This is a genomic window from Nonomuraea fuscirosea (genome assembly GCF_003001935.1).
GTDB lineage: Bacteria > Actinomycetota > Actinomycetes > Streptosporangiales > Streptosporangiaceae > Nonomuraea > Nonomuraea fuscirosea.
Window position 1 is genome coordinate 79,776 of the sequence record NZ_PVNG01000005.1, and the last position, 21,819, is coordinate 101,594.

Below are 21,819 nucleotides of genomic sequence, written 5' to 3' on the forward strand. Positions count from 1 at the left end.
TTGGGAGTAGGGGCTCGGGAATCCGGGCTCGGCTCTCGACGCTTGAGGCTCGGGCTGCGCGATCACCTTGATGTCATGCCACCAGAGCAGGAACGCCACCGCGCCGACGTGGACCGACGAGCGTCGGTTTCCGCGCAAGCTGCTTATGCGAAGACCACACTCAAGTGAGCTTCGGTAAGTATTCGTCCGGCTGCTTCTTCGGTAGAGGAGTGACCGCTGTCGCCTACTCGGCCAGCACGGGGCGACTATGAGAACATCGTGGATAAATTCCCGCCATAGTGTCGGTCTGACGGAAATTTCCCCGACAAAGCGCGATATCGATCTAGACTCTTGATTCTGGAATCTCGTATTGTCGCCGCATGACGACTGCACTCTGCGTGCCCCAATGGCAAGGATCAGCGTCGAGCAGGGCGCCCCAGCTGATGGCCGGAGCTCGCCGCGCCGCCGAACTCATTCCAGCCGACACGGTAGTGACGGTGCCGGTGCTTGAAACGGGCGGCGGCAAGGCCGCCGGGATCCGCGCGTACGACATGCTCGTGGAGAACCAGCGGCTGACGCGCGAGGCACTGGCCGGCATCGGCGACCGAGTGATCACTGTCGGCGGTGATTGCGCGGTCGACATCCCGCCGATCGCCGCTGCCCACACCCGCTACGGGGACGCCCTGACGGTGCTGTGGATCGACGCCCACCCGGACGTCTACAGCCCGCAGACGCTCCCATCGGGCGCCTTCCACGGGATGGTGGTACGCGCACTACCCGGAGACGGGCCGACCGGCCTCACCCTGGAGCATCCGCTGGCACCACATCAGGTGATCATCGCTGGAGAGCGAGCAGGTGACACGTCCGAGCACGAGTACCTCGCGAAGACCGGCCTGCGCAGGTACGGCGTCGACGACCTGGAGCGCGCACTCGACGGTCTGCGCGGCCCCGTATACGTCCACATCGACCTCGATGTCCTGGAGCCCACCGCCTTTGGCGCCACCTGCTACCCGGAGCCAAACGGCGTGCAGCCGCAGCGACTGATCGACCTCATCTCCCACGTGGACGACATCATCGGGGCAGCCATCACCGAACACGCGCCATCCAGCGACGACGTCAACCTCGACGAATCCGAGGTGATTCGCCAACTGGGCACCGCACTGACGCGCTGACGGCCGACTCCTCCCGGTGCCTCCATCGCTCCTTATCGCGACGGAGGTGACGTCTTTAGGGCTGGCCCGGAGCGTGATCCAAAGATCCTTCGTGATGCTGAGGAACTGTCTTTGATCCTTGGACCGCTCAACCCTCACAGACGCAAGGCCCCGCAACCCCCTCACGCCCCAGCCACTCACTACAGCACCCCAGCTCACAGCACCACGGCGCTCAGCCCTCCCCAGACCATGGCCCGCAGCCCCTTATGTCGCAGCCACTCACCACAGAGCCCCAGCTCAGAGCACCACGGCCGCTCAGCCTTCTCTCACCGCACCACGGTTCCGCAACCCGCACGTGGCAGTCCCTCACCCGCACCACGGCACCCCAGCCCTCAGCACCCGCTCAGCCGCCCACCTCAGGACGGACACAGCCCCACGTTCCGTCCCCCAGCAACACACAGCCACAGGTCCACATTCATCGACATGCAGCCGCACGTCTTCACGCGCCATAGACACGCTGCCTCCTCCTCTGCGTCAGGGGCATATGCCACGCCACCGTCTGCGCCATGGTGCAGACACCGCCCTCGCCCTCTGCACCATGGGCACATGCCACCCTCGCCCTCTATATGGGCAATGGACGCACACCGCCCGGGCAGGACCAGCTGGAGTGGCGCCCGAGGACAGCTCAGCGTGCCCCCTTGGGCGAAGATGCCGATCAGACGGCGGAACCTTGAGAAAGGCCACCCAGCATGCCGCCCAGGGAGGGCCGCCCGGCACGCCATCCGAGGAAAGCCGCCCAGCGTGCCGCCTGAGCAGGGAGGGCTGGCATGCCGTCCGGGGAGAGCCGCCCGGCGTGCCGTCCCGGCAAAGGCCGGGTGGCATGCCCCTTGAGCGAAGATTTCGATCAGGCAGCAGGGCCGTCGGGGAGGACCACCAGACGTGCCGCCCGAAGAGAGCCGCCCGGCGTGCCGTCCCGGCAAGGGCCGGGTGGCATGCCCCTTGAGCGAAGATTTCGATCAGGCGGCTGGGTCGTTGGGGAGGGCGGGGGGTGGAGGTTGGACGACGGGTATGCAGACGCGGTTCCGGCCCAGCTCCTTTGCCCGGTAGAGGGCCAGGTCAGCCGCCGCCAGCAGGTCGATCAGGTCGTCGCCGTGGACGCTCATCAACGCCACGCCGATCGAGATCGTCACCCTGATCAAGGTCGCGTCGACGGGGACGGCCATGTGGCCGATGCGTACGCGCAGGCGCTCGGCCACCCGGCGGGCCTCGTCGATGTCGGCCCCCGGCAGCAGGACCACGAACTCCTCGCCGCCGAACCGGCCCACCACGTCGTAATCGCGGAGTTGGCTGCGCAGCGTCGACGCCACCCCCACCAGGACCTGATCACCGACCAGATGGCCGTGAGCGTCGTTGACCCGCTTGAAGTGGTCGATGTCGATGATCAGAAGCGCCAGGGTGTCGCCGGTGCGACGGGCCCGGACGATCTCGGTGTCGGCCTCGCGCTGCCACGCGGCCGCGTTGAGCAGGCCGGTCTTGGCGTCCGTACGGGCCGCCGCCTGCAACTGCGCATGAAGGAGACTGCGCTGGAGCAGCACCACCGGGGGCAGCGCGAGGAGCAGCAGGGCCAGATTGAGACCGCAGCCGACGGACACGGTCACGCCCAGGCACAGCTCGACGATGTCCAGCAGCAGGCTCTCCCTGTCCCACAGAACCTCCCGCCACGTGCTGTCGGGGTTGGCCGTGTGGGCGGCGATGGCGATGAGCGCGATGTTGAGCAGGGAGAACAGCACGGCGGACGCCACGGCCATCATGATCGGCAGTCCGCCGCCCTGCGACAGGATCCACGGATCGCTGACGAACTGGTGGAACACGACGGACGCCGTGCATCCGGCCAGTCCGATGGCGGCCGAGCTGAACACCCGGCGGTAGAGCACCGTCGCCCGTACCCGGACCTGGAGGAGAACCTGCAGCACGATCGGCGCGAACAGGGCGTAGACCGGGGGCAGGAGCAACGCGACCGGCAGCCACCACGCGGACAGCAGGTCGCGGGACACCCCGGCGGGCATGCCGAGGCGCCTGGTCGCTTCGATGCACACGGCGCCGCATCCCATGAGAGCGCCGAACATGAGCAGGTCGCGCCATTCGAAGACGGTGGACGTCGCGAACACGATGATCGCGGCCACGTCAAGTGCGACGATCGCGCACAAGTAGACCACGAGCGGGCGACGTTGCCCTAGCAATGGCCAGCGGTCGGCCAGTGTTGACACACCGTCGCGTGACTTGATCGGGACGTGACTGGTCACCGCCATCTCGTCTCCTCCCTGACTAACGATGTGTAACACAATAATTGCGGAGTGTGCGTTGTGCGATGGGAACCGATACGTTGGCAATGACCACAACACCTGCTCACTCCACGAGCGGGCCCGTGATGCAGAGTCGTGCTGGAAAGGAGCAGCCCATGGTGCGGGGCGTGACCTGGACATGACAGATGCTCTAGCCGCCTGAGGCGGCCAACCCACCATCGGCCGCTCATCGGGGGTCTTCAGGACCCGGCCGATGCCCCCTCCCCCTCCATTCCGCCTCTCCATTCCGCCTCTCCATTCCGCCTCTCCATTCCGCGTCTCCCTCGCACTCCCGCCACACCGGCTCCCGGTACGCGACTCGGCCCCGCTCCAGACCTCGCTCAGCGTCCGCCTCCTGGCCCAAACGCCAGCCCCGTCCCCCGCTGCTCAATGCCCTGCCCTCGGGGCCAGCACCGTTCCCACTTCCGCTGACCGCCCCCAGCCTCGGTGACCCATACCGTTCCTCCACTGCGCGCCGCCCCCGAGCTCGGCGACCCGCACCGTTCCCCCACCGCGCGCCGCCCCCGATCTCGGGGACCGGCGCCGTTCTCCTCTTCTGCTCAGCCCTGCAGCTTCAGTGGTCGGTGCCGCACACCTCTCGCTCGCCGCCCACAACCTCGGTGTCCTGTGGCGTCCTGGTGTGGCTGGCTGGCTGGGGAGGGTGTGGGGACACCGTCGTGGTGGTCGGTGTCCCCACATGTCGGTCGTCCTGCGCTGGTCTGCGTTACGCCGCTGCTCGTTCCCTCACCTTCCGCTGTGTCTTGCCGCCGGCGGCTGCCTGGCCTTCGTCGGCGCGATCGGTCGCGTCGTCGGCTTCGGTGCCGTTCAGAACGCGAATGGTGGCGTCGTCGGCCTCGGGCTTCGGCGTGCGGGCGGTGTCGCTGGTCGCGCGGCGGGTGCGTGGGGTCTTGCCTCCCATCGAGGTCGGCGTAGGTGCGGCGGCGTCCGCGGTCGGACGGTGGGTGGTTCCGTCGGCCCAGCCCGGTAGGTGTGCGGCGCCGTCGTCGGGGTCCAGCGGGTGGACGGCCCCTTCGGCCGGGCTCTGGGTGCGAGTCGCCATGTTGTTCGAGCTTGACCCTTCTGCGGTCGCGTCGAAGGGTGCAGGCGTTCGCGTGGTTTCGTCGTGCGGGAGCAGCGTGTGTACGCCGCCGCCGTCCTGGACCAGGGTGCGCACGTCTCCGGCGCCTGCGGCCAGCGGGCGCGTGTTGGTGCCGTTCGGGAGCGGGGGGCGGGTGTTGCTGTCAGCCGGGGACGAGTGGCTTGCGGGGTGGCGGTCGGTGGCGTAGGTCGAGGGCTGCTCGTTGTCGTCAGGGAACTCGGGGCGGCCGAGGGGGCGCTGCGGGCGGGTGCCCATCGCCCAGTCTCGGGTCTCCTCGTCCAGGCGTTCGCGCATCTCCCTACTCACCAGGGCGTTGCCGCCGCGCTCGGGCTTGGTGAAGACTCCGGTGCCCCACCGCAGGTCGTGGCCCACCGAACTGGCCTCGATCTCGGGCATGAAGCGGCGATCTCCGTCAGTGCCGAACTCGCGGATGCGCAACCTGCCGGACACCACCACGGGATGGCCGGAACGTACAGAAGCCGCGACGTTGTCTCCCAGGGCGCGCCAGCAGCGCACCGTGAAGCAGACCTTGTCGCCGTCGGTCCACTGGCCTGTCTTCCGGTCGAAGTAGCGGTGTGAAGTGAGGACTTTCAGCGAGGTGACCTTGGTGCCTTCGTCGAAGCTGTACTGCCTCGGCTCTGCCGCGACGTTGCCGGTGAGTGTGATGTAGATGTCGTTCATCCCATGCCTCCCAGTGCGGCGGGCCGGCTGCCCGCGATCTGGGGACCACGGTGCCGTGTGCGGGTGGGGGGAAGGGTTGCCGAACGGGGTTCTGTGGATGAAGGGGTGGGGGGAGGTTGGGGCTGTGGATAGCCGGCCGTGTCATGCGCGCTGTGGATAGCCGGTCGTGTCATGCTCGCTGCGGATTCGTCTCAGCCCATGGATTCGTCCCGGCTTGGGTTCGTCCCCGCCCATGGGTTCGTCCCGCCATGGATTCGTCCCGGCCCATGGGAGGGAAGTGGTTGGCATGGTGATGGCGGGCCCCGAGGGAGCCCGCCATCATCGTCATCTCTCCCTAGGTGGTCTCACACTGCGTCGTCTCGCCCTACGTCGTCTCGCATTGCGGGTCCTGGGGCAGGGCCGTTCTGGCCTGATGTACGTGGCCGTGGTGGCGCAAGGCCGTTCTGGCGTAGCGCGTTCTGGGAGAGGGCGTTCTGCTTGAGGGTGGGCTCGGGGTTGAGTGCTTTTAGACGGACAAGTCCCTCATAGCCGTATAAAACGCGTGATGGCGGCCCAGCTCTCGTTCCACCGGCTCCACCACCATGGTCGTCGACACCGCCGCGACCCTGCGCCTCATCTCCCGTTCGAGCCGTTCCCGCTCCCTGGACGCCCCGAGCTCCACGAAGTTGCGGGACGCGATGCCGGACAGGGCCCCGAGCCCCAGGACGGAGGCCATCATCAGCCCCACCCACGGCAGCGTCGCGCTCTCTCCCAGCAGCTCGAAGGCCGGCGGGAGCTGGCCGGGCATGAGCAGGCCCACCACCAGCCAGGCCAGTCCGGCCACGAACGCCACCACCAGGAAGTACTGCCACACCTTCAGCGCCCGCCACCATCCCGGTACGCGGTCCAGCTGCGGCGCCACCTCCGTGAGGTCCTCCGTCAGGGCCTGCGGCAGCTGGCTGGAGCGCGATCGGGCCGCCTGGTGCACCGCCGTGCGCCACACCGGGTGCATGCCCATGGACAGCCCGTCGGCCAGCGCCTGCACCGCGTTGGCGACCTCGGCCGACTGAGCGCTCACCGAGGTGGTCGTGATGCCGCGGATCTCCTGGCCGACGTCGTCCAGGCGCAGGCTCTTCAGCGGGTCGGTACGGAGCTTCCCGACCCACCGCGGGTACGGCCACCCGACCCACTGGTCGGACCGCTCCGCGTAGACGTTCTCCATGGCCTCGCCCACGGCCGGCACGCCCACCGCGTCACACAGCGCGTCGGTCAGCCCCATCCTGCGGGCCTCGTCGACCGTGGACGGCGCGGACAGCGCCTCGCCCATCGGCATGGCCTCGCTGAGCTTCTGCTCCAGCCGGTGCAGGTCGGCCTCGAGTTTCTGGATGGCCGCGCGCCGGCGGCTGACCGCGGTGGCGATGACGCTCCTGAGGCTCTCGACGCCGCGACCGGTGACCGCCGAGGTGGGTACGACGCTGGGATGCTCCACGCCTTCCCTGCGCAGCAGGTCGTTGAGGTCGATGACCAGCTCGGCCAGCTCCTCGGTGGTGAGCCGGTCGGCCTGGTTGAGCGCGAACACCGTCACCGCGTCGTGCCCGGCCAGCTCCGTCACGTAGCGCCGGTGGGTGGAGGCGTCGGCGTACTTCTGCGGGTCGAGCACCCACACGACCAGGTCGGCCAGCCCGATGAGCCGGTCGGCCTCCGTGTCGGTGAGGGCCCGGATCGAGTCGTGGTCGGGCAGGTCGAGCAGGATCAGCCCGTGCAGCTGGCTGTCGCCCTTGTCGAGCGCGCTGGCCCGGGAGAAGCGGTGCCGCCACTGGATCTGCAGCCAGTCGAGCAGCGGCCCCGCGCCCTCCAGCCCCCACACGCAGGCGTGGGTACGAGCGGTGGTCGGACGGCGTACGCCGGTGGGCGAGAGCTCCAGCCCCGACAGCGCGTTGAACAGCGACGACTTGCCGCTGCCCGTGCCACCCGCGAGGGCGACGACGGTGTGCTCCGACGACAGCTTGAGCCGGTCACCGGCCCGCTTCAGCAGCCCGCCGGCCTCGTCGAGCAGCTTCTTGTCCAGCCGCCCCGGGCCCAGCTCCACCACCTTGGTGAGCGCGGCCAACCGTGGAGCGAGCCCCGGTCTGGTGGTCATGGTGGTCATCGCGCGACCTCAAGGTTGTACGTAGCCTGATAGAGGCGGGTGGCGACGGATTCGTCCGGAATGCCGGCGGAATCGAGCGCTTGCACGTAACGCATGGCCTCCTCGTCGAACAACATGCCGATCCTGGCCCGCAGGTCACTGAGCGCCTTGGCGCCGATGCCGCGCAGCGACTCCGCGCCGAGCAGGGCGTTGACCAGCCGGTGCGGCACCCCTTCGCCGTTGCTCCCGCTGAACATGGCGACCATGAAGATCAGCGAGAGCGACTCGGGATCGAACGAGACGAGCTTCGACACCGACCGTTTGGCCACCCCCTCCGTGCGGACGAGCTCGCCCAGGTGATCCTGCCAGGAGGCGATGGCCCTGCTGGTGTGGCGGACGAGGTTGTCGGACGGCCGGTCGAGGTTCTCCCCGAGCTTGGCGCCCAGCTCGGAACGGTGCCGCCAGCGCGCCGCCACCTCCTCGGAGGCCCGGTTGGCGGCGGCGACGATGACCGATTCGAGCCCGGTGCGGACCGCCGCCTTGAACGCCAGCACCCGCTCCGGCGCCTGCTTGGCCGCCCGGCCGCGCCTGCGCAGCTGCAGTGAACGCATGAGGTCGCCGGAGCCGGCGAAGTCCTGCCAGCGGGCGAGCACCTCGCCGTGCAGCAGCGAGCCGTTCTTGGAGGCCTTGTCGATCGTGCTGAGGGCGCTCAGGTAGGCCGCCTCCACGTCGCTGCGCAGCTCGGCCCGGAACGCCACCTGCGACTCCAGGTGCCGGGCCAGCGCCGGTACGCGGGTGCGGAAGCTGTTGAGCACGCCGTTCAGCGTCTCGCGTACGGCCTGCGCCCGCCGATCCTCGTCCACGGACAGCTCGGCCAGCCACAGCCGCAGGTCGGTCACCTCGCTGTCGGGCAGCCTGCCGTCGGCCACCTCCGCCTCGTGGATGACGAACCGGTCGATCTCGCCCAGACCGTACTCGCTCAGCATCCGCCCGAAGTGCTTGAGCACCACGTCGGCGGACTTCTGCTGCACCCGGGACAGGACGATCGCCAGGCGGGCGCCGCGCTCCTTGGCCAGCCGCAGCAGGTTCCAGGCGGGGGCGTCGGCGTAGCGGGCGGCCGTCGTCACGAAGATCCACAGGTCGGCGGCGTCGAGCATGCGGTGCGCGATCTCGTGGTGCTCCTCGACCACCGAGTCGATGTCGGGGGTGTCGAGCAGCGCGACGCCCTGCGGCAGCTTCTCGGTCTGGACGATGACCAGGCTGCCCATCGTGGCTTCCTGGGTCGGCTTGTCGAGCCGCTGGAGGGCGCCGAGCAGCTCGCCCTCCGCGAACCACTTGTGGTCCTCGGGGTGACAGGCCAGGACCGGGGTGCCGGTGGTGGGACGCCGTACGCCCGTACGCGAGACGTTCTTCTCGGCCAGGCTGTTGACCAGGGTGGACTTGCCCGCGCCGGTCGAGCCGGCGATCACGATGAGGGCCGGGGCGGTGCGGGTCTTGATCCGGGGCAGCACGTAGTTGTCGAGCTGGGCCAGCAGGTCGGCCTGCGTGCGCTTGGCTTCCTCGGAGCCCGGCAGGTCGAGGCCGAAACGCAGGTCGGCGACGCTCGCGCGCAGCGCGTCGAGCGCCGTCGTCAGCGCCTCGACCGCCTCGGGGGGCAGGTCCTCCAGCCGCTCGCCCTGGCGCAGGGGTACGGCTGCGGAGGCGCCGGACGGGCTCGCGGACTGGTCGGACGCGCTGGGTGAGGTCGCAGGCTGGTCGGAATCGTCGGATGGGGCCGCCGGCTGGTCAGGGGCTTCCGGCGTGGCCGCCACCTGGTCGGAGGCTTCGGATGTGACCGCCTCCTGGTCGTCGGCGGTTTTCGCGGCCGTGTCCTCGCCGTCCGTCTCCGCGGAGCCCTCTTCATCGGCCCTCGCGCTTTCGGAGGCCTCGTCGCTGAAGCTCGCGTCGTCGGAGCCCTCGCCACCGGAGCTCGCGTCATCGGAGCTCGCGTCGCCGGAGCTCGCGTCATCGGAGCTCGCGTCGCCGGAGCTCGCGTCATCGGAGCTCGCGTCGCCGGAGCCCGCGTCATAGGAGCTCGCGTCGTCGTGCGCTGCATCGGCGAAGACCTGATCGGTCTTCGCGTCCTCGGCGGCGGCCTCGTGGGCCTCCGGGTCCGCGACTGTCTCCGCGGCCTCGCCCGTCGTTGCGGCCGCAGCGTCGCCACGGGCATCCGCGGGCTCGGATTCAGGTGCCTCCTGCTGGAGGTCCGCAGGTTCTTCGCCGCCGTCCGCGAGCTTCGCGCCGCTGTCGGCGCGGGTCCGGTCGGTGGTCGTGAGCGCGTCGCCGGTCTCAGTGTCCGTGTCGGCGAGCACGTCGCCGGCTTCCGCCGCCGCGAGCGCGTCGCCGCCTGATGGCTGTACGTCCGCGAGTGCGTCGCCACCTGATGGCTGTACGTCCACGAGTGCGTCATCGGCCGATGGACTCGGGGCCTTGAGCGCCTCATCAGCCGACGGCTCGGCGTCCGTGCCGGTGCGGGTCTCCTCTTCCGAGGCTTCGCCGGTTTCCGGGACGAATGCGCCGGTTCGTGCGGCTTCGGCTGGTTCCCGCGTCTCGGAGGCGTCCTTCCGCGCGGCGGCTTCCGTGTCGGCGTCGAGCCCGGCAGCGGTGTCGCCGGCTTCCACGTCTGCGGGTTCGGCAGGGCGGGTGGCGGCTGCGGGCTTCTTGACCCACAGGCTCTCGCCCTGTTCCCCGACCGGCTCGGCGGGAGGGGCGGGGCGGGCGCCGGGGCCGCCGAGGGAGGCGGGCTTGACGAAGAGTGAGGGCCGCCCCGAAGGAGGCTCAGGGTCGTCGAAGCCGGCCGGCGGGCGCAGGGCCTCAAGGTCCTGGGGTGTCGTGGGGCGTCGCAACGCGGCGGGCTTCTCGAACAGGGACGGCCTGCCGCTGGGCGCCTCGGAAGGGGGCTGGGTCGGCGCGGGCGAGTCGCGGAACCACTGGCCGGGCTCCCGGCTGTTGCTCCCGCTCTCCCGGGCGGGAGGCTCGGAGCCCTGCTCGCGGAAGGAGGGCCTGCGCGGCTTGCGGACGGGCAGTCGCCCGCCCGGCTGCACGCCGGACCCCTCACGAGGCTCGCCCCCACCGGAGCCGCCGCCCGAAGCGGGACGTCCTGCTACGCCGGAGCCGCCACCCGCGGAACGATTCGCCACGCCGGAGCCGCCGGCCGGTTCTTCGCCGGCCGGAACGGAACGATCCGGGCGGCCGGAACCGCCGGGCCCCGCGTCACCTCTGCCCGAAGCGGAGCCGCCGCGGGCCGCCGCATCGCCGCCGGCCGGAGCCGAGCCGCCCAGGCGGCCGGAGCCGCGCCCCGCGTCGTCGCCGGTCGAAGCGGCTTCGCCCCGTCGGCCAGGATCGCCGCCGGCCGGAACGGAACGATCCGGGCGGCCTGAGGCGCCGGGGCGTTCCGGAGTCTCGCGGGTGCCGGCGCCGTTGCGGGCGTCGTCGCCCCGGCCCTGATCAGAGCCCTGGTCAAGGCCCTGGTCAAGGCCCTCGTCAGTCACCGCGCGGAAGCTCAACGTCTGCTCCCCGGCTGACTCGTTCCGTCCGTCATCCCTGGCCGTGTTCACGGCAAGCGCTCCGCTCGAACCATTGCGACCTCCTGGCCGACCCTCACGACATCGCCGACGATGACGATCGCCGGCGGCCGTATCCCAGCCGCGGACACGCGGTCGGCCACAGTGGCAAGGGAAGCGATAACCGCCCGCTGGGTCGGAAGGGTACCGTCCTGCACCACCATTGCGGGAGTCTCCGGAGCACGTCCGTCGCGAAGGAGTGCCTCGGCCACCTTCGCCAGCCGTTCGACGGCCATCAGCAGCACCAAGGTGCCCTGGGAACGGGCCAGGCCAGGCCAGTCGACGGTGGATTTGGGGTCGTCGGGAGCCACGTGCACGGAGATGACATGAAATTCCTGACTCACCCCGCGATGGGTCACCGGCACCCCGGCCGCGGCGGGCACCGCGACGGCGCTGGTGATGCCGGGGACGACGAGGACGGGGATGCCGGCGTGGGCGCAGGCGATCATCTCCTCGCCGCCGCGCCCGAACACGAACGGGTCACCGCCCTTGAGCCGGACCACGAACTTGCCCTGTCTGGCGCGGTCCACGATGAGCTCGTTGATCGTCTCCTGGGACAGCGAGCGGCCGTAGGGCACCTTGGCCGCGTCGATCAGCTCCACGTCGGCGGCTAGCTCGTCGAGCAGCCCCCGGGGCGCGAGGCGGTCGGCGACCACCACGTCGGCCTGGGCGAGCAGTTGACGCCCGTGCACCGTGATGAGCCCGGGATCGCCGGGGCCGCCGCCGACGAGGGCGACGCCGACCGGCTTGGTGCGGTTGCGCCGGGCGTCGACGGTGCCGTCGCGCAGCGCCTCGACGACCGCGTCGCGGATGCCGGCGGCCCGGCGCGGGTCTCCGCCCGCGGTGACGGCCACGCTGATCTCGTCGACCCGCCCGCTCGCCGGGGTCCAGGCGGCGGAGGCGTCCTTGTCGTCGGCGCGCACGCACCAGACGCGCTTGGCCTCAGCCTCGCCGGCCACCGCGGTGTTGACGGATCTGTCGTCGGTGCAGGCCTGGACGAGCCAGGCGCCGTCGCAGTCGCCGACCTCGTAGGGCCGGGCGTGCCAGGTGACCCTGCCGGCGGCGATCAGGTCGTCGAGCGCCGGCGTGACCGACGGCGACACGACGGTGACCTCCGCACCGGCCTCTAGCAGCGCGGGAACCCGGCGCTGGGCGACGCGGCCGCCGCCCACGACGAGCACCCGGCGGCCGGAAAGCCGCAGGCCGAGGAGGTAGGGGCCCATGGGGGGAATCTCCCGTTCGCGAACGTTGTGTTAAGAGGTAAACCTACCGGCTTCGCCTGTGTCATTTGCTGCGCACGGTCAACGACCGTCGAGAAGAGGCTGCCGGGGATCCCAGCGAGGCCCGCCCTCATCGTCCTTACGGCGTCTGGCCATCGCTGACAAGGCCTCAAGGATAACCCGGTTACCGAGGTAGGCGGTGATGTCGGCGTGATCGTACGGCGGCGCCACCTCGACCACCTCCATCCCCGCGACCGGCAGCTCGTAACAGATCCGGCGGACGGCGTCGAGCAGTTGCCTGGCCGTCAGCCCGCCCGGCTCGGGCGTGCCGGTGCCCGGGGCGTGGCCGGGGTCGCACACGTCGATGTCGACCGACAGGAAGACCTGGTCGCAGTCGTCGAGCGCGATCCCGAACGACTCCGTCAGGCACTCGTCGAGCCCGCGGGCCACGATCTCGGTCATCTCGTAGGAGCGCATGTTCTGGGCGGCCATCCAGCCGAGCGTCTCGGGCTCGGGCCAGTAGCCGCGCAGCCCCAGCTGCAGGAACCGGTCGCCGCGGATCGCCCCCGACTCGATCAGCCGCCGCATGGGCTGGCCGTGGCCGTGCAGGTGGCCGAAGGAGATGTCGCCGGTGTCGGCGTGGGCGTCGAAGTGGATCATCGAGGTGCGCCCGGCCGGGTGTGCCCGCGCGGTGCCGCGCGCGTCCGGCAGCGCCACCGTGTGGTCGCCGCCGAGCACCAGCGGGATCGCCCCCGACGCGGCCACCCGGTGCACGGTCTCCTCGATGGCCGCCAGCGAGCCCTCGACGTCGCCGGAGTAGCACTCCACGTCGCCGGCGTCGAGCACCCGCAGGTCCCGCAGGGCGTCCACGCGCAGGGCCAGGCTGGGCCTGGAGCCGTCGTGCGGCAGGTAGCAGGCCTGGCGCAGCGCCATCGGCCCGAACCTGGCGCCGGGCCGGTTGGAGGTGCCGCCGTCGAACGGAGCCCCGATGATCACCACGTCGGCGTCGGCGTAGGTCGCCGGATCGCCGGCGTCGCACCGCCCGACGCCGAGGAACGTGATGTCGGGCCCGTACATGGGTCCGTAACGCGCCATGGTCCGCACCTCCCGTGTCCCCATCATCACACGGGTTTCTCGGTCACCCCCGCGGAGTCGAACGTGGCCACCTCGTGCAGCACGCGTACCGCGGCGCAGACCATCGGATGGGCGAGCAGGCCGCCGGTGCCCTCGCCGAGCCGCAGCTCCAGCTCCACCAGCGGGCGCAGCCCGAGGTGGGTGAGCGCGGCGGTGTGGCCGGGCTCGGCCGAGCGGTGTCCCGCCACGCAGTGGTCGATCGCGGCGGGGTCGAGCGCGGCGGCCACGAGGGCGGCGGCGCCGGCGATGACGCCGTCGAGGATCACCGGCACGCGCTCCGCGGCGCCGCACAGGATGAGGCCGGCGATGGCCGCGTGCTCGAACCCGCCGACGGCGGCCAGGGCCCGCAGCGCCTCGCTGGGCGAGGAGGAGACGTCGGACACCGCGTTCACGCGCAGGGCCGAACGGACGAGACCGACCTTGCGCTCGTACGTCTCGTCGTCGATCCCCGTGCCCCTGCCGGTCACCTCGGCCGGGTCCATGCCGGTGAAGGCGGAGATCAGCGCGGCCGAGGCGGTGGTGTTGGCGATGCCCATGTCGCCGGTGATCAGGCAGCGCGCGCCCGCGGCGACGAGCTCCTTGCCGACGAGGATGCCGGCCTCCAGCGCTCTGACCGCCTGGTCGACGGTCATGGCGGGGCCCTGCGACAGGTCCGCGGTGCCGTACGCGATCTTGTGCTTGATCAGCTGGGGCGCGTCGGGCAGGTCGGCGGCGACGCCGACGTCCACCACGGTCACCGTCGCGCCCGCCTGCGCGGCGAAGGCGTTGGCGACCGCGCCGCCCGCCAGGAAGTTGCCCACCATCTGCACGGTGACCTCCTGCGGCCACGGGGTGACGCCGCGCGCGTGCACGCCGTGGTCGGCCGCGAAGATGGCCAGGGCGGCCGGCTCCGGCATGGGCGGCGGGCTGACCCCGGCCGCGCCCGCGAGCCGGACGGCGACGTCCTCCAGCACACCGAGCGAGCCGCGCGGCTTGGTGAGGCGGTCCTGGTGGGCGCGGGCCTCGGCGAGCGCCCGCGGGTCGGCGGGGCGGATCGCGGCGAGCGTCTCGGCGAGCACGGCAAACCTCCGGTTAGGGGACGAGCTGGAGGGCTTCCTCGTAGCGGTCGATCACGACGTCGGCCAGGGTCTCGCAGTCGCCGATCACCTCGGCGCAGCGGATGTCGAGGTCGGGATGCCCCGCCCCGTAGGCGAGCGCCTGCGCCCAGACGCGCTCCAGCATGCCGCCCGCGAACAGCAGGTACGGCACCACGATCACCCGCTTGGCCCCGAGCCGCCGGCAGCGTTCGAGCCCGCCGGGCACGCCGGGCGGGGTGACCGACACGAAGGCGGTCTCGACGGTCATGTAGTCGTAGGCGTACGTCTCCCAGAACAGCCGCGAGACCCGGTGGACCTCGGCGTTCGCGGTCGCGTCCGTGGAGCCCTCGCCGACCAGGACGACGGCGGTCTCGCCCGGTTCGACGTGCGCGTGGAAGTCGTCGGCCGGCGGCGCGTCCACGGAGCGGAGCCTCGGCCTGGCGCCGACCAGTTCGAGGGCGCGCGGCCTGGAGATCTCGGCGGCGGCCTCCTTGAGCCGCTCGGCCAGCAGCGACAGCACGCGGGGGTCGGGGCCGAGCGGGCGACCGTAGTCGTACATGAGGGTGGGGTGACGCTGCTGTTCGAGCGCCATCGCGGCCGGGAACTCCTCGTCCACCCTGCTGAGGCTCAACGGCAGCGCGACCAGCCGGTGGTGCCCCCTGGCGACCAGGGAGGCCACCGAGTCGCTCAGCCGGGGAGTGGCCCGCTCCAGGTAACCCCCTGACACGTCGGCGCCCGTCTGGTCGAGGCGGCAGCGGAGGCGGTGCACGAACCTCCCGAACTCCGCGGCGTAGGCGTCGTCCTGTGAGCCCTGCCCGATCAGCAGGAGCGGCGGCTTCATTGAGGGATTCTCCGGTGCGGTAGACAAAGTCACGCGAGGATAACCGATGCGCACCGGTACGGAACAGGTCACCCTGTGTGTGCGGGCGTCGCGTGGACCACGAACACGGGGTCGGAGGCGGTCAGGCGGTGTGAGCCGTCGGGGTCGAGGGTCAGCTTGGAGGCCATGATCTGGGTGCCCTCGCCGTGGTATCCCTGCTCGCGCAGCCGGTCGAGCACGGCCGCGACCTGCTCGACCTTGCTCAGCGCGGACACGAGCGAGCGGGGGCGCCGGGCGGCGCAGGCCATCACCACGTCGAGGCCGCCGCCGCCCACGAAGACCGCGTCGGGGTCGGGCAGCGGCTCCAGCGCGGGCGGCGCCTGTCCCCTGGTCAGAGCCACTTTGACGCCGTGGGCGAGCACGTTGGCGCGCAGCTCGGCGCAGCGGCCCTCGTCGCGTTCGACGGCCACGACGGCGGCGCCCAGCCGGGCGCACTCGACGGCGATCCCGCCGGTACCCGCGCCCACGTCCCAGACGAGGTCCCCCAGCCGGGGGCCCAGCTTGGCCAGCACGTACGCCCGCACCTCAGGCGGCAGCCCGCCCCCGGCCGGCAGCGCCCACTCGGCCGGCCCCGGCCGCGCACCCGCCACCCAGCTCGGCTCCTTGGGCCGGTGCAGCGGGTCGATGACGAGGACCACGTCGGGGTCCTTCCACGGCCTGGTGGTGGCCTCGCCCATCCGGCTGTGGGTGACGCGTTCGTCGGGCCCGCCCAGGTCCTCGCAGACGATCAGCGCGCGCGGCGTGGTGGGGGCCAGCTCCCTGGCGATCTCGCCGGGGCCGACACCGGGCGCGACCAGCAGCGCGACCTTGGGGTGAGCGCGGCAGGCGTTGACGACCCGGTTGAGCTGGGCGGGGCCCGAAGGGGCGACGACCAGGGCGTCCTCCCAGTTGAGCCCGGCGCGGGCGAAGGCGCGGCCGACGAGCGAGACGGCCGGTAACACGTCCGGCTTGAGTCCGTGTGCGCGCAGCGTGCGTACGACGCCGAAGAAGCCGGGATCGCCCTCCGCGACGACGACCGCGGGGCCCTCGCCGTGTTCGAGATGACCGTCGATGGCCTCCAGCAGCGACCCGTCCACCGCGGTCGTCGCGTTGAGCTGGAGCCTTCCGAGCACGGCCGCGGGCGCCACCACGAGCCCGGCCTCCTGCAGTTTGCCCACCGCCCTGGCCGAGAGCTCGGACCCGTCCCAGCCGACCACCGTGATCATTGAGCCTCACCGTCCTCACCTCAAGGGTGACGGGTGCGGGGGTGTTTCACAAAGGGTGGGACGGTCAGTCCGGCGTGCCCTCAGGCCAGGTCGGACGGGATGAGGCTGTAGACGACCAGGTCCTCGCCGCCGAGCGAGGCGCGGGCGACGCCCTCGCGGACGAAACCGGCCTTCTCCGCCACCCGCTGCGACGCGGTGTTGGAGGGGGAGGCGCGCAGCTGGAGCCGGGTGAAGCCGTGCCGCTGGAACAGCCAGCGGGCGACGGCCAGCACGGACTCGCCCGCGTACCCCCTGCCCCTGGCCCAGGGGGCGGTCATGTAGCCGACCTCGGCCGTGCGGCTGTTCCAGTCGACGTCGCGCAGGTCCACGTTGACGGCGAAGCGGCCGGTCTCCAGCTCCTCGGCCGTCCAGATGATGCCGGCGCCCCTGATCCTGTTCCGCTCGGAGCGTTCGATGTAGGCGCGCGCCTGCTCCTCGTTGTAGTCGCGCGGCACGCCCGTGCCGGCCTGGGTGAGCGCGTCGGCGCCGGTGGCGGCCAGGTCACGCACGTCGCCGGGGGACGGCCGGCGCAGCAGCAGGCGCGGTGTGCGCAGGTCGGTCCTGGGCAGGGAGTCGGCGGGCAGGCGGCCGTCCTCGCGCAGGAGGCCGAACATGACCAGGTCGTGCGTCCCGTCCTCGTCGAGCACGGCGGAGCGCAGCACGCCCTCCCAGGTGAAGCCCGATTTGAGCGCGACGCGGAGCGAGGCCGGGTTGTCCAGGTTGGCCGTCAGGTCGATCCGGCGCATCCGCGTGGTGTCGAACACCCAGTCCGTCAGCCCGCGTACGGCCTCGGTGGCGAAGCCGCGGCGGCGGTAGAGGGGGTGCACGCCGTACCCGACCTCGGTCGTGCCGGCCTCCCACGAGGTCTTGAACAGGCTGATGGCCCCCACGACGACCTCGTCGGCGTCGGCCATGGCCAGATGGACGCCCTGTCCTGAGCGGCGCAACTCGTGCACGCCGTGGGTGAGCCAGCGCGCGATGCCGGAGGTCCTGTCCGGAGCGCCCGGCGGGAGGAAGCGGACGCCGGACTGCACGACGGACCGGATCCGCGCGGCGTCCCCGGGACCGAAGGGGCGGAGCGTCAGCCGTGCGGTGGCGATGCTCACGTCGGGATCGAACACGCTGGGCAGGGTACACAGTCGCGATGTTTGCCCACGAAAGCGGGGGTAAGGGGGCGCAGGGAGAGGAGTGAGAGAACCATGGAACGTGGGAGCGACAAGCACGGCCCCCGTCTGGACGAGCAGCAGAAGCACGAGACCGAGGGCATGGTCCGCGGCGGCGGCACGACGCACGCCGAGGAGTGGAAGGAGCCCGAGTCCATGCCGTCGGCCGGTGAGGAGCCCCAGCGGTCGTACCCGCCCGGTCACGAGCCAGGCGTCCCCGAGGGCATGACGCAGGGTGACGTCGATCTCCGCAGCGACCTGGCCAAGTGGCTGAGCGACACGCACTGGCCCGCGTCCAAGGCGGAGCTGCTGCGGCGCGCCGAGCGCCAGGGCGCGCCCGACCGGGTGGTCGACCTGGTCGAGTCGCTGCCCGACCGTGATTTCAGCAACATGGCCGACATCGCCAAGGCCCTGGGCATCGGCGTGGAGCAGCGGAGGTGGTGACGGGTGCGGCTGGACTTCATCAGGCGCCTGTACGAGCGCCCGGGACCGTACGCGTCGGTCTACCTGGGCGCCTTCACCGGCCCCGAGCGCCGGGCCCACTGGCGCGGCGCGCGTGACCGGCTCGACCGGCTCACCGAGACGACCCTGGACGCGCTGGAGGAGGAGGCCCTGCGGCCCGCCGCCGGGCGGGCGCTGTTCGCCACGGACGGCAACGTCGTGCTGGCCGAATCGCTCGATCGCCAGCCGGACGAGATGACCACGTGGACGCCTCTGCCGCACGTCACGCCCATGCTGATGCTGCGCGGCGAGAACGTGCCGCACATCCGGGTCATCGTGGACCACGCGGGGGCGGAGGTGACCGTGTTCGCGGGCGGGTCCCCGCGGACGACCACCGTGGAGGCCGCCTCCTGGCCGCTGCAGAAGACCGCGCAGGGAGGCTGGTCGCAGAAGCGCTACGAGCAGGCCGTGGACGAGACCTGGGAGAAGAACGCGGTCGCCGTGGCCCATGAGATCGACGAGCAGGTACGCCGCGTCGGGGCGGAGCTGGTGCTGATCGCCGGCGAGCCGAAGTCGCGCTCCTACCTGCTGCGCCACCTCGGCACCAAGGCCGCCGACCGGGTGACCATGGTCGAGCACGGCAGCCGCGAGAACCACGGCCGGTTCGAGCAGGACGTGGAGCGGGCCCTCGACGACTGGCTCGACCACCGGCGCGCGGAGCTGCTGGAACGGCACCAGGAGTCCGCGGGACCCACCGGCATGGCCTGGGTCTCGAAGGCCCTGCGCGAGGGCCGGGTGCACGCCCTGCTGGTGCCCGGCGAGATGCCGAAGCCGGTCTGGATCGGCGAGGGCGGCACGCAACTGTGCACCGACCGGGCCGAGCTGCACCGGTGGGGCGTGGCCGAGCCGGTGCAGGAACGCGCGGACTCCGCGCTGGCCAGGGCCGCGGCGATGACGGACGCGGAGCTGTGGTTCACCGACGCGGTCGACGACGTGGCCGCGGTGCTCAGGTACTGACCGTCACGTACTGATGATCACTACGAGGGTACGGGGACCGTGCACGCCCTCGACCCGGTTGAGCTCGATGTCGCTGGTGGCCGAGGGACCGCTGATCCAGGTGAGCGGACGGGCCGGGTCGAGCCGGGCCACGGCCTCGGGGACGCCGGCCACGATCTGGTCGGCCCGCACCACGCACAGGTGGTAGTCGGGGACCAGCGTCTGCGCCCGCGTCCCCTGGCCCGGCCCGTGGTCGAGCACGATGGTGCCGGTCTCGGCGATGGCCACGGCGCAGTTGGTCACCACGCCGTCGGCGCTCTTCAGGTCGCTCCAGCCGCCCGGCCGGTCGAAGCCGTCCGGGACGATCATGCGGCGCTCGCCCAGGCAGGCGTCGATCGTGGCGGGCAGGTCGGCCGCCGGCACGACGTGGACGATCGCCCGGTAGTCGTCGACCCGCTCGGCGAACAGCCCGACGAGGTCCTCCACCTGCCGTTCCGTCCGGTAATCGCGGGGGATGTCCACCTCCGCGCCGCCGGCGACGGCCCGGCCGATCCGGGCGAGGATCTCCTCACGCGCGCTCATTCCGCTCCCACCAGTCTCTGAATGATTCTTCGGGAATGTCGGGCAGGTCCCGGGTGTCGGTCCAGGCCGACAGCGGGCCCGGCAGCCGCTTCGGCACCAGCTTGCGCAGCTTCCCGGCCGCCCGCTGGGCCTTGGCCAGCCGCTCGTGGTCGCTGAGAATCCAGCCGGCCACCTTCATGCCCGCCTGCTCCGCCGCCGCGTGCGGCGCCTTGGCCCGCAGGTCGACCAGCACCTCCGGGATGTCGATGGCCACCGGGCAGGCCTCGTAGCAGGCCCCGCAGAGGCTGGAGGCGAACGGCAGCGAGGCGTCGAGCTCGGAGGACATGCCCCTGAGCTGCGGGGTGAGGATCGCGCCGATCGGTCCTGGATAGACCGAGCCGTACGCGTGACCGCCCGCGCGCTCGTAGACCGGGCAGACGTTCAGGCAGGCCGAGCAGCGGATGCAGCGCAGCGCCTGGCGGCCCACCTCGTCGGCGAGCACGTCGGTGCGGCCGTTGTCGAGCAGCACGAGGTGGAAGTCCTGCCCCTCGACCGCGCCCGTCCACATGCTCGTGTACGGATTCATCCGCTCGCCCGTGGAGCTTCTGGGCAGCAGCTGGAGGAACACCTCCAGATCCCGCCAGGAGGGCAGCAGCTTCTCGATCCCGACGACGCTGATGAGGGTCTCGGGCAGGGTCAGGCACATCCGGCCGTTGCCCTCCGACTCCAGCACCACCAGCGTGCCGGTCTCGGCCACCATGAAGTTGGCGCCGGAGATCGCGACCTTGCTCCGCAGGAAGCGTTCGCGCAGGTGCAGCCGGGCCGCCTCGGTCAGCGCGGGCGGGTCGTCGGTGAGGTCGGGCGAGACCCCCGGCATCTTGTCGAGGAAGATCTCCCTGATCTCCGACCTGTTGCGGTGGATCGCGGGGACCAGGATGTGGCTGGGGAAGTCGTCGCCGAGCTGGACGATCAGCTCGGCCAGGTCGGTCTCGTACGCGGTGATGCCGTGCTCGGCCAGCGCCTCGTTGAGCTGGATCTCCTGGGTGGCCATCGACTTGACCTTGACCACCTCGCGCTCGCCGGTGGCCTGGACCAGGCCGGTCACGATGCGGTTGGCCTCGGCGGCGTCCCTGGCCCAGTGGACGGTGCCGCCCGCCCTGGTCACGGCCGCTTCGAGCTGCACCAGGTAGCGGTCGAGGTGGCGCAGGGTGTGGTCCTTGATCGCCTTGCCGGCGGCCCTGAGCTCCTGCCAGTCGGGCAGCTCGCCGACGACGCCCGCGCGCTTGTCGCGAATGGTGTGCGTCGCCTTGCGGAGGTTGAAGCGGAGCTGGGAGTCCTGTACGGCCTTGCGGGAGTTGTCCGGAAAGCTGCCGGGCATGCCGAGAAAGGTGGAGCTCATGGGGCCTCCTCCGTCGATGCGAGGATTTCGGCCAGGTGCATGGTCCTGACGCCGGTCTTCTGGCGGCGCAGGGTGCCGCCGATGTGCATCAGGCACGAGTTGTCGGCCGCGCAGAGCACCTCGGCCCCGGTGTCCTGGATGTGGCGGACCTTGTCGGCGCCCATCGCGGCCGAGACGGCGGGATTCTTCACCGCGAACGTGCCGCCGAAGCCGCAGCACTCCTCCGAGCCGGGCAGCGGCACCAGCTCCAGACCGCGGACGTTGCGCAGCAGCCGGGCCGGCCGGTCGCCCAGGTGCAGGCCGCGGAGCGAGTGACACGTCGGGTGATAGGTCACCCGGTGCGGGAAATATGCGCCGACGTCCTCGACCTTCAGCACGTCGATCAGGAACTCGGACAGTTCGTACACCTTCGGCGCGACCTCGGCGATGGCCGCCGCTCCCCTGCTGCCCGGTTTCGCCAGCTTCGGATACTGCTCGCGCACCATGGCCGCGCACGACCCCGACGGCGCGACGACGGCGTCGTAACCGGCGAACACCTCGGTGAAGTGGCGGGCCAGCCGTACGCCGTCCTCCCGGTAGCCGGTGTTGACGTGCATCTGCCCGCAGCAGGTCTGCGCGGCGGGGAAGTCGACCTCGCAGCCGAGCCTGCGCAGGAGCGACACGACGGCCTTGCCGGTGCCCGGGAAGAGCGTGTCGTTCACGCACGTGATGAACAGGGCGACGCGCACGGCTCTCCTTCCGCTA

Annotated in this window: 16 protein-coding genes; 3 read left to right on the plus strand and 13 right to left on the minus strand. The window is 71.4% G+C overall.

The window, feature by feature from the left end; genetic code table 11:
* Nucleotides 1-359: 359 nt before the first annotated feature.
* Nucleotides 360-1,151: an arginase family protein gene (locus tag B0I32_RS13270; RefSeq protein WP_219911775.1), complete on the plus strand. Its 792-nt coding sequence runs from the start codon at nucleotides 360-362 to the stop codon at nucleotides 1,149-1,151.
* Nucleotides 1,152-2,146: 995 nt separating this feature from the next.
* Here B0I32_RS13270 and B0I32_RS13275 read toward each other — a convergent pair.
* The 10 genes from B0I32_RS13275 to B0I32_RS13330 form a co-directional block, all read right to left on the minus strand.
* The gene (locus B0I32_RS13275; protein ID WP_106238493.1) at nucleotides 2,147-3,439 is read right to left on the minus strand and encodes a GGDEF domain-containing protein; all 1,293 of its coding nucleotides are present in this window, start codon (nucleotides 3,437-3,439) and stop codon (nucleotides 2,147-2,149) included.
* Between the two features lie 757 nt (nucleotides 3,440-4,196).
* Nucleotides 4,197-5,252 (minus strand): single-stranded DNA-binding protein, encoded by a 1,056-nt coding sequence (locus tag B0I32_RS13280; protein WP_106238495.1) that lies wholly within the window; start codon nucleotides 5,250-5,252, stop codon nucleotides 4,197-4,199.
* 505 nt (nucleotides 5,253-5,757) lie between these two features.
* Nucleotides 5,758-7,380 (minus strand): YfjP family GTPase, encoded by a 1,623-nt coding sequence (locus tag B0I32_RS13285; RefSeq protein ID WP_106238498.1) that lies wholly within the window; start codon nucleotides 7,378-7,380, stop codon nucleotides 5,758-5,760.
* Nucleotides 7,377-10,889: a dynamin family protein gene (locus tag B0I32_RS59800; protein WP_245955801.1), complete on the minus strand. Its 3,513-nt coding sequence runs from the start codon at nucleotides 10,887-10,889 to the stop codon at nucleotides 7,377-7,379. Before B0I32_RS59800 ends, B0I32_RS13285 begins: the two co-directional genes overlap by 4 nt.
* 62 nt (nucleotides 10,890-10,951) lie before the next feature.
* Nucleotides 10,952-12,184 carry a uroporphyrinogen-III C-methyltransferase gene (cobA, locus tag B0I32_RS13305; protein ID WP_106238504.1) on the minus strand — a complete coding sequence of 411 codons (1,233 nt, stop codon included), beginning with the start codon at nucleotides 12,182-12,184 and terminating at the stop codon, nucleotides 10,952-10,954.
* Between the two features lie 78 nt (nucleotides 12,185-12,262).
* Nucleotides 12,263-13,276: an agmatinase gene (gene speB, locus B0I32_RS13310; protein ID WP_106239158.1), complete on the minus strand. Its 1,014-nt coding sequence runs from the start codon at nucleotides 13,274-13,276 to the stop codon at nucleotides 12,263-12,265.
* A gap of 26 nt (nucleotides 13,277-13,302) precedes the next feature.
* The gene (gene cobT / locus B0I32_RS13315) at nucleotides 13,303-14,373 is read right to left on the minus strand and encodes a nicotinate-nucleotide--dimethylbenzimidazole phosphoribosyltransferase (RefSeq protein WP_106238507.1); all 1,071 of its coding nucleotides are present in this window, start codon (nucleotides 14,371-14,373) and stop codon (nucleotides 13,303-13,305) included.
* 13 nt (nucleotides 14,374-14,386) lie between these two features.
* The gene (locus B0I32_RS13320; protein WP_106238508.1) at nucleotides 14,387-15,232 is read right to left on the minus strand and encodes a sirohydrochlorin chelatase; all 846 of its coding nucleotides are present in this window, start codon (nucleotides 15,230-15,232) and stop codon (nucleotides 14,387-14,389) included.
* Nucleotides 15,233-15,300: 68 nt separating this feature from the next.
* The gene (locus B0I32_RS13325) at nucleotides 15,301-16,476 is read right to left on the minus strand and encodes a bifunctional cobalt-precorrin-7 (C(5))-methyltransferase/cobalt-precorrin-6B (C(15))-methyltransferase (protein ID WP_106238511.1); all 1,176 of its coding nucleotides are present in this window, start codon (nucleotides 16,474-16,476) and stop codon (nucleotides 15,301-15,303) included.
* A gap of 80 nt (nucleotides 16,477-16,556) precedes the next feature.
* The gene (locus B0I32_RS13330; protein ID WP_181307344.1) at nucleotides 16,557-17,636 is read right to left on the minus strand and encodes a GNAT family N-acetyltransferase; all 1,080 of its coding nucleotides are present in this window, start codon (nucleotides 17,634-17,636) and stop codon (nucleotides 16,557-16,559) included.
* A gap of 78 nt (nucleotides 17,637-17,714) precedes the next feature.
* Between B0I32_RS13330 and B0I32_RS13335 the strand changes: the two genes are divergently transcribed.
* Together B0I32_RS13335 and B0I32_RS13340 are read left to right on the plus strand one after the other, a co-directional pair.
* Complete coding sequence (locus tag B0I32_RS13335) at nucleotides 17,715-18,122, plus strand: DUF2795 domain-containing protein (RefSeq protein ID WP_106239160.1); 408 nt, start codon at nucleotides 17,715-17,717, stop codon at nucleotides 18,120-18,122.
* A 3-nt stretch (nucleotides 18,123-18,125) separates the two neighbouring features.
* Nucleotides 18,126-19,136 carry a baeRF2 domain-containing protein gene (locus B0I32_RS13340; protein ID WP_106238515.1) on the plus strand — a complete coding sequence of 337 codons (1,011 nt, stop codon included), beginning with the start codon at nucleotides 18,126-18,128 and terminating at the stop codon, nucleotides 19,134-19,136.
* A gap of 3 nt (nucleotides 19,137-19,139) precedes the next feature.
* Here B0I32_RS13340 and B0I32_RS13345 read toward each other — a convergent pair whose 3' ends face one another.
* The 3 genes from B0I32_RS13345 to B0I32_RS13355 are packed head-to-tail and all read right to left on the minus strand — an operon-like array spanning nucleotide 19,140 to nucleotide 21,803.
* Entirely contained in the window at nucleotides 19,140-19,697 is a 558-nt protein-coding gene (locus B0I32_RS13345; protein WP_106238517.1) for a LutC/YkgG family protein, read from the minus strand.
* Nucleotides 19,684-21,075: a lactate utilization protein B gene (locus B0I32_RS13350; protein WP_106238519.1), complete on the minus strand. Its 1,392-nt coding sequence runs from the start codon at nucleotides 21,073-21,075 to the stop codon at nucleotides 19,684-19,686. Before B0I32_RS13350 ends, B0I32_RS13345 begins: the two co-directional genes overlap by 14 nt.
* Nucleotides 21,072-21,803, minus strand: a complete 732-nt coding sequence (locus B0I32_RS13355; protein WP_106238521.1) for a (Fe-S)-binding protein — start codon at nucleotides 21,801-21,803, stop codon at nucleotides 21,072-21,074. Before B0I32_RS13355 ends, B0I32_RS13350 begins: the two co-directional genes overlap by 4 nt.
* Nucleotides 21,804-21,819: the final 16 nt, after the last annotated feature.

What these genes read in the sequence shown, in the direction of transcription:
- B0I32_RS13270 (WP_219911775.1), top strand. Translation starts at nt 360, where the DNA reads ATGACGACTGCACTCTGCGTGCCCCAATGGCAAGGATCAGCGTCGAGC.
- B0I32_RS13275 (WP_106238493.1), bottom strand. Translation starts at nt 3,439, where the DNA reads ATGGCGGTGACCAGTCACGTCCCGATCAAGTCACGCGACGGTGTGTCA.
- B0I32_RS13280 (WP_106238495.1), bottom strand. Translation starts at nt 5,252, where the DNA reads ATGAACGACATCTACATCACACTCACCGGCAACGTCGCGGCAGAGCCG.
- B0I32_RS13285 (WP_106238498.1), bottom strand. Translation starts at nt 7,380, where the DNA reads ATGACCACCATGACCACCAGACCGGGGCTCGCTCCACGGTTGGCCGCG.
- cobA (WP_106238504.1), bottom strand. Translation starts at nt 12,184, where the DNA reads ATGGGCCCCTACCTCCTCGGCCTGCGGCTTTCCGGCCGCCGGGTGCTC.
- speB (WP_106239158.1), bottom strand. Translation starts at nt 13,276, where the DNA reads ATGGCGCGTTACGGACCCATGTACGGGCCCGACATCACGTTCCTCGGC.
- B0I32_RS13320 (WP_106238508.1), bottom strand. Translation starts at nt 15,232, where the DNA reads ATGAAGCCGCCGCTCCTGCTGATCGGGCAGGGCTCACAGGACGACGCC.
- B0I32_RS13325 (WP_106238511.1), bottom strand. Translation starts at nt 16,476, where the DNA reads ATGATCACGGTGGTCGGCTGGGACGGGTCCGAGCTCTCGGCCAGGGCG.
- B0I32_RS13335 (WP_106239160.1), top strand. Translation starts at nt 17,715, where the DNA reads ATGGAACGTGGGAGCGACAAGCACGGCCCCCGTCTGGACGAGCAGCAG.
- B0I32_RS13345 (WP_106238517.1), bottom strand. Translation starts at nt 19,697, where the DNA reads ATGAGCGCGCGTGAGGAGATCCTCGCCCGGATCGGCCGGGCCGTCGCC.
- B0I32_RS13350 (WP_106238519.1), bottom strand. Translation starts at nt 21,075, where the DNA reads ATGAGCTCCACCTTTCTCGGCATGCCCGGCAGCTTTCCGGACAACTCC.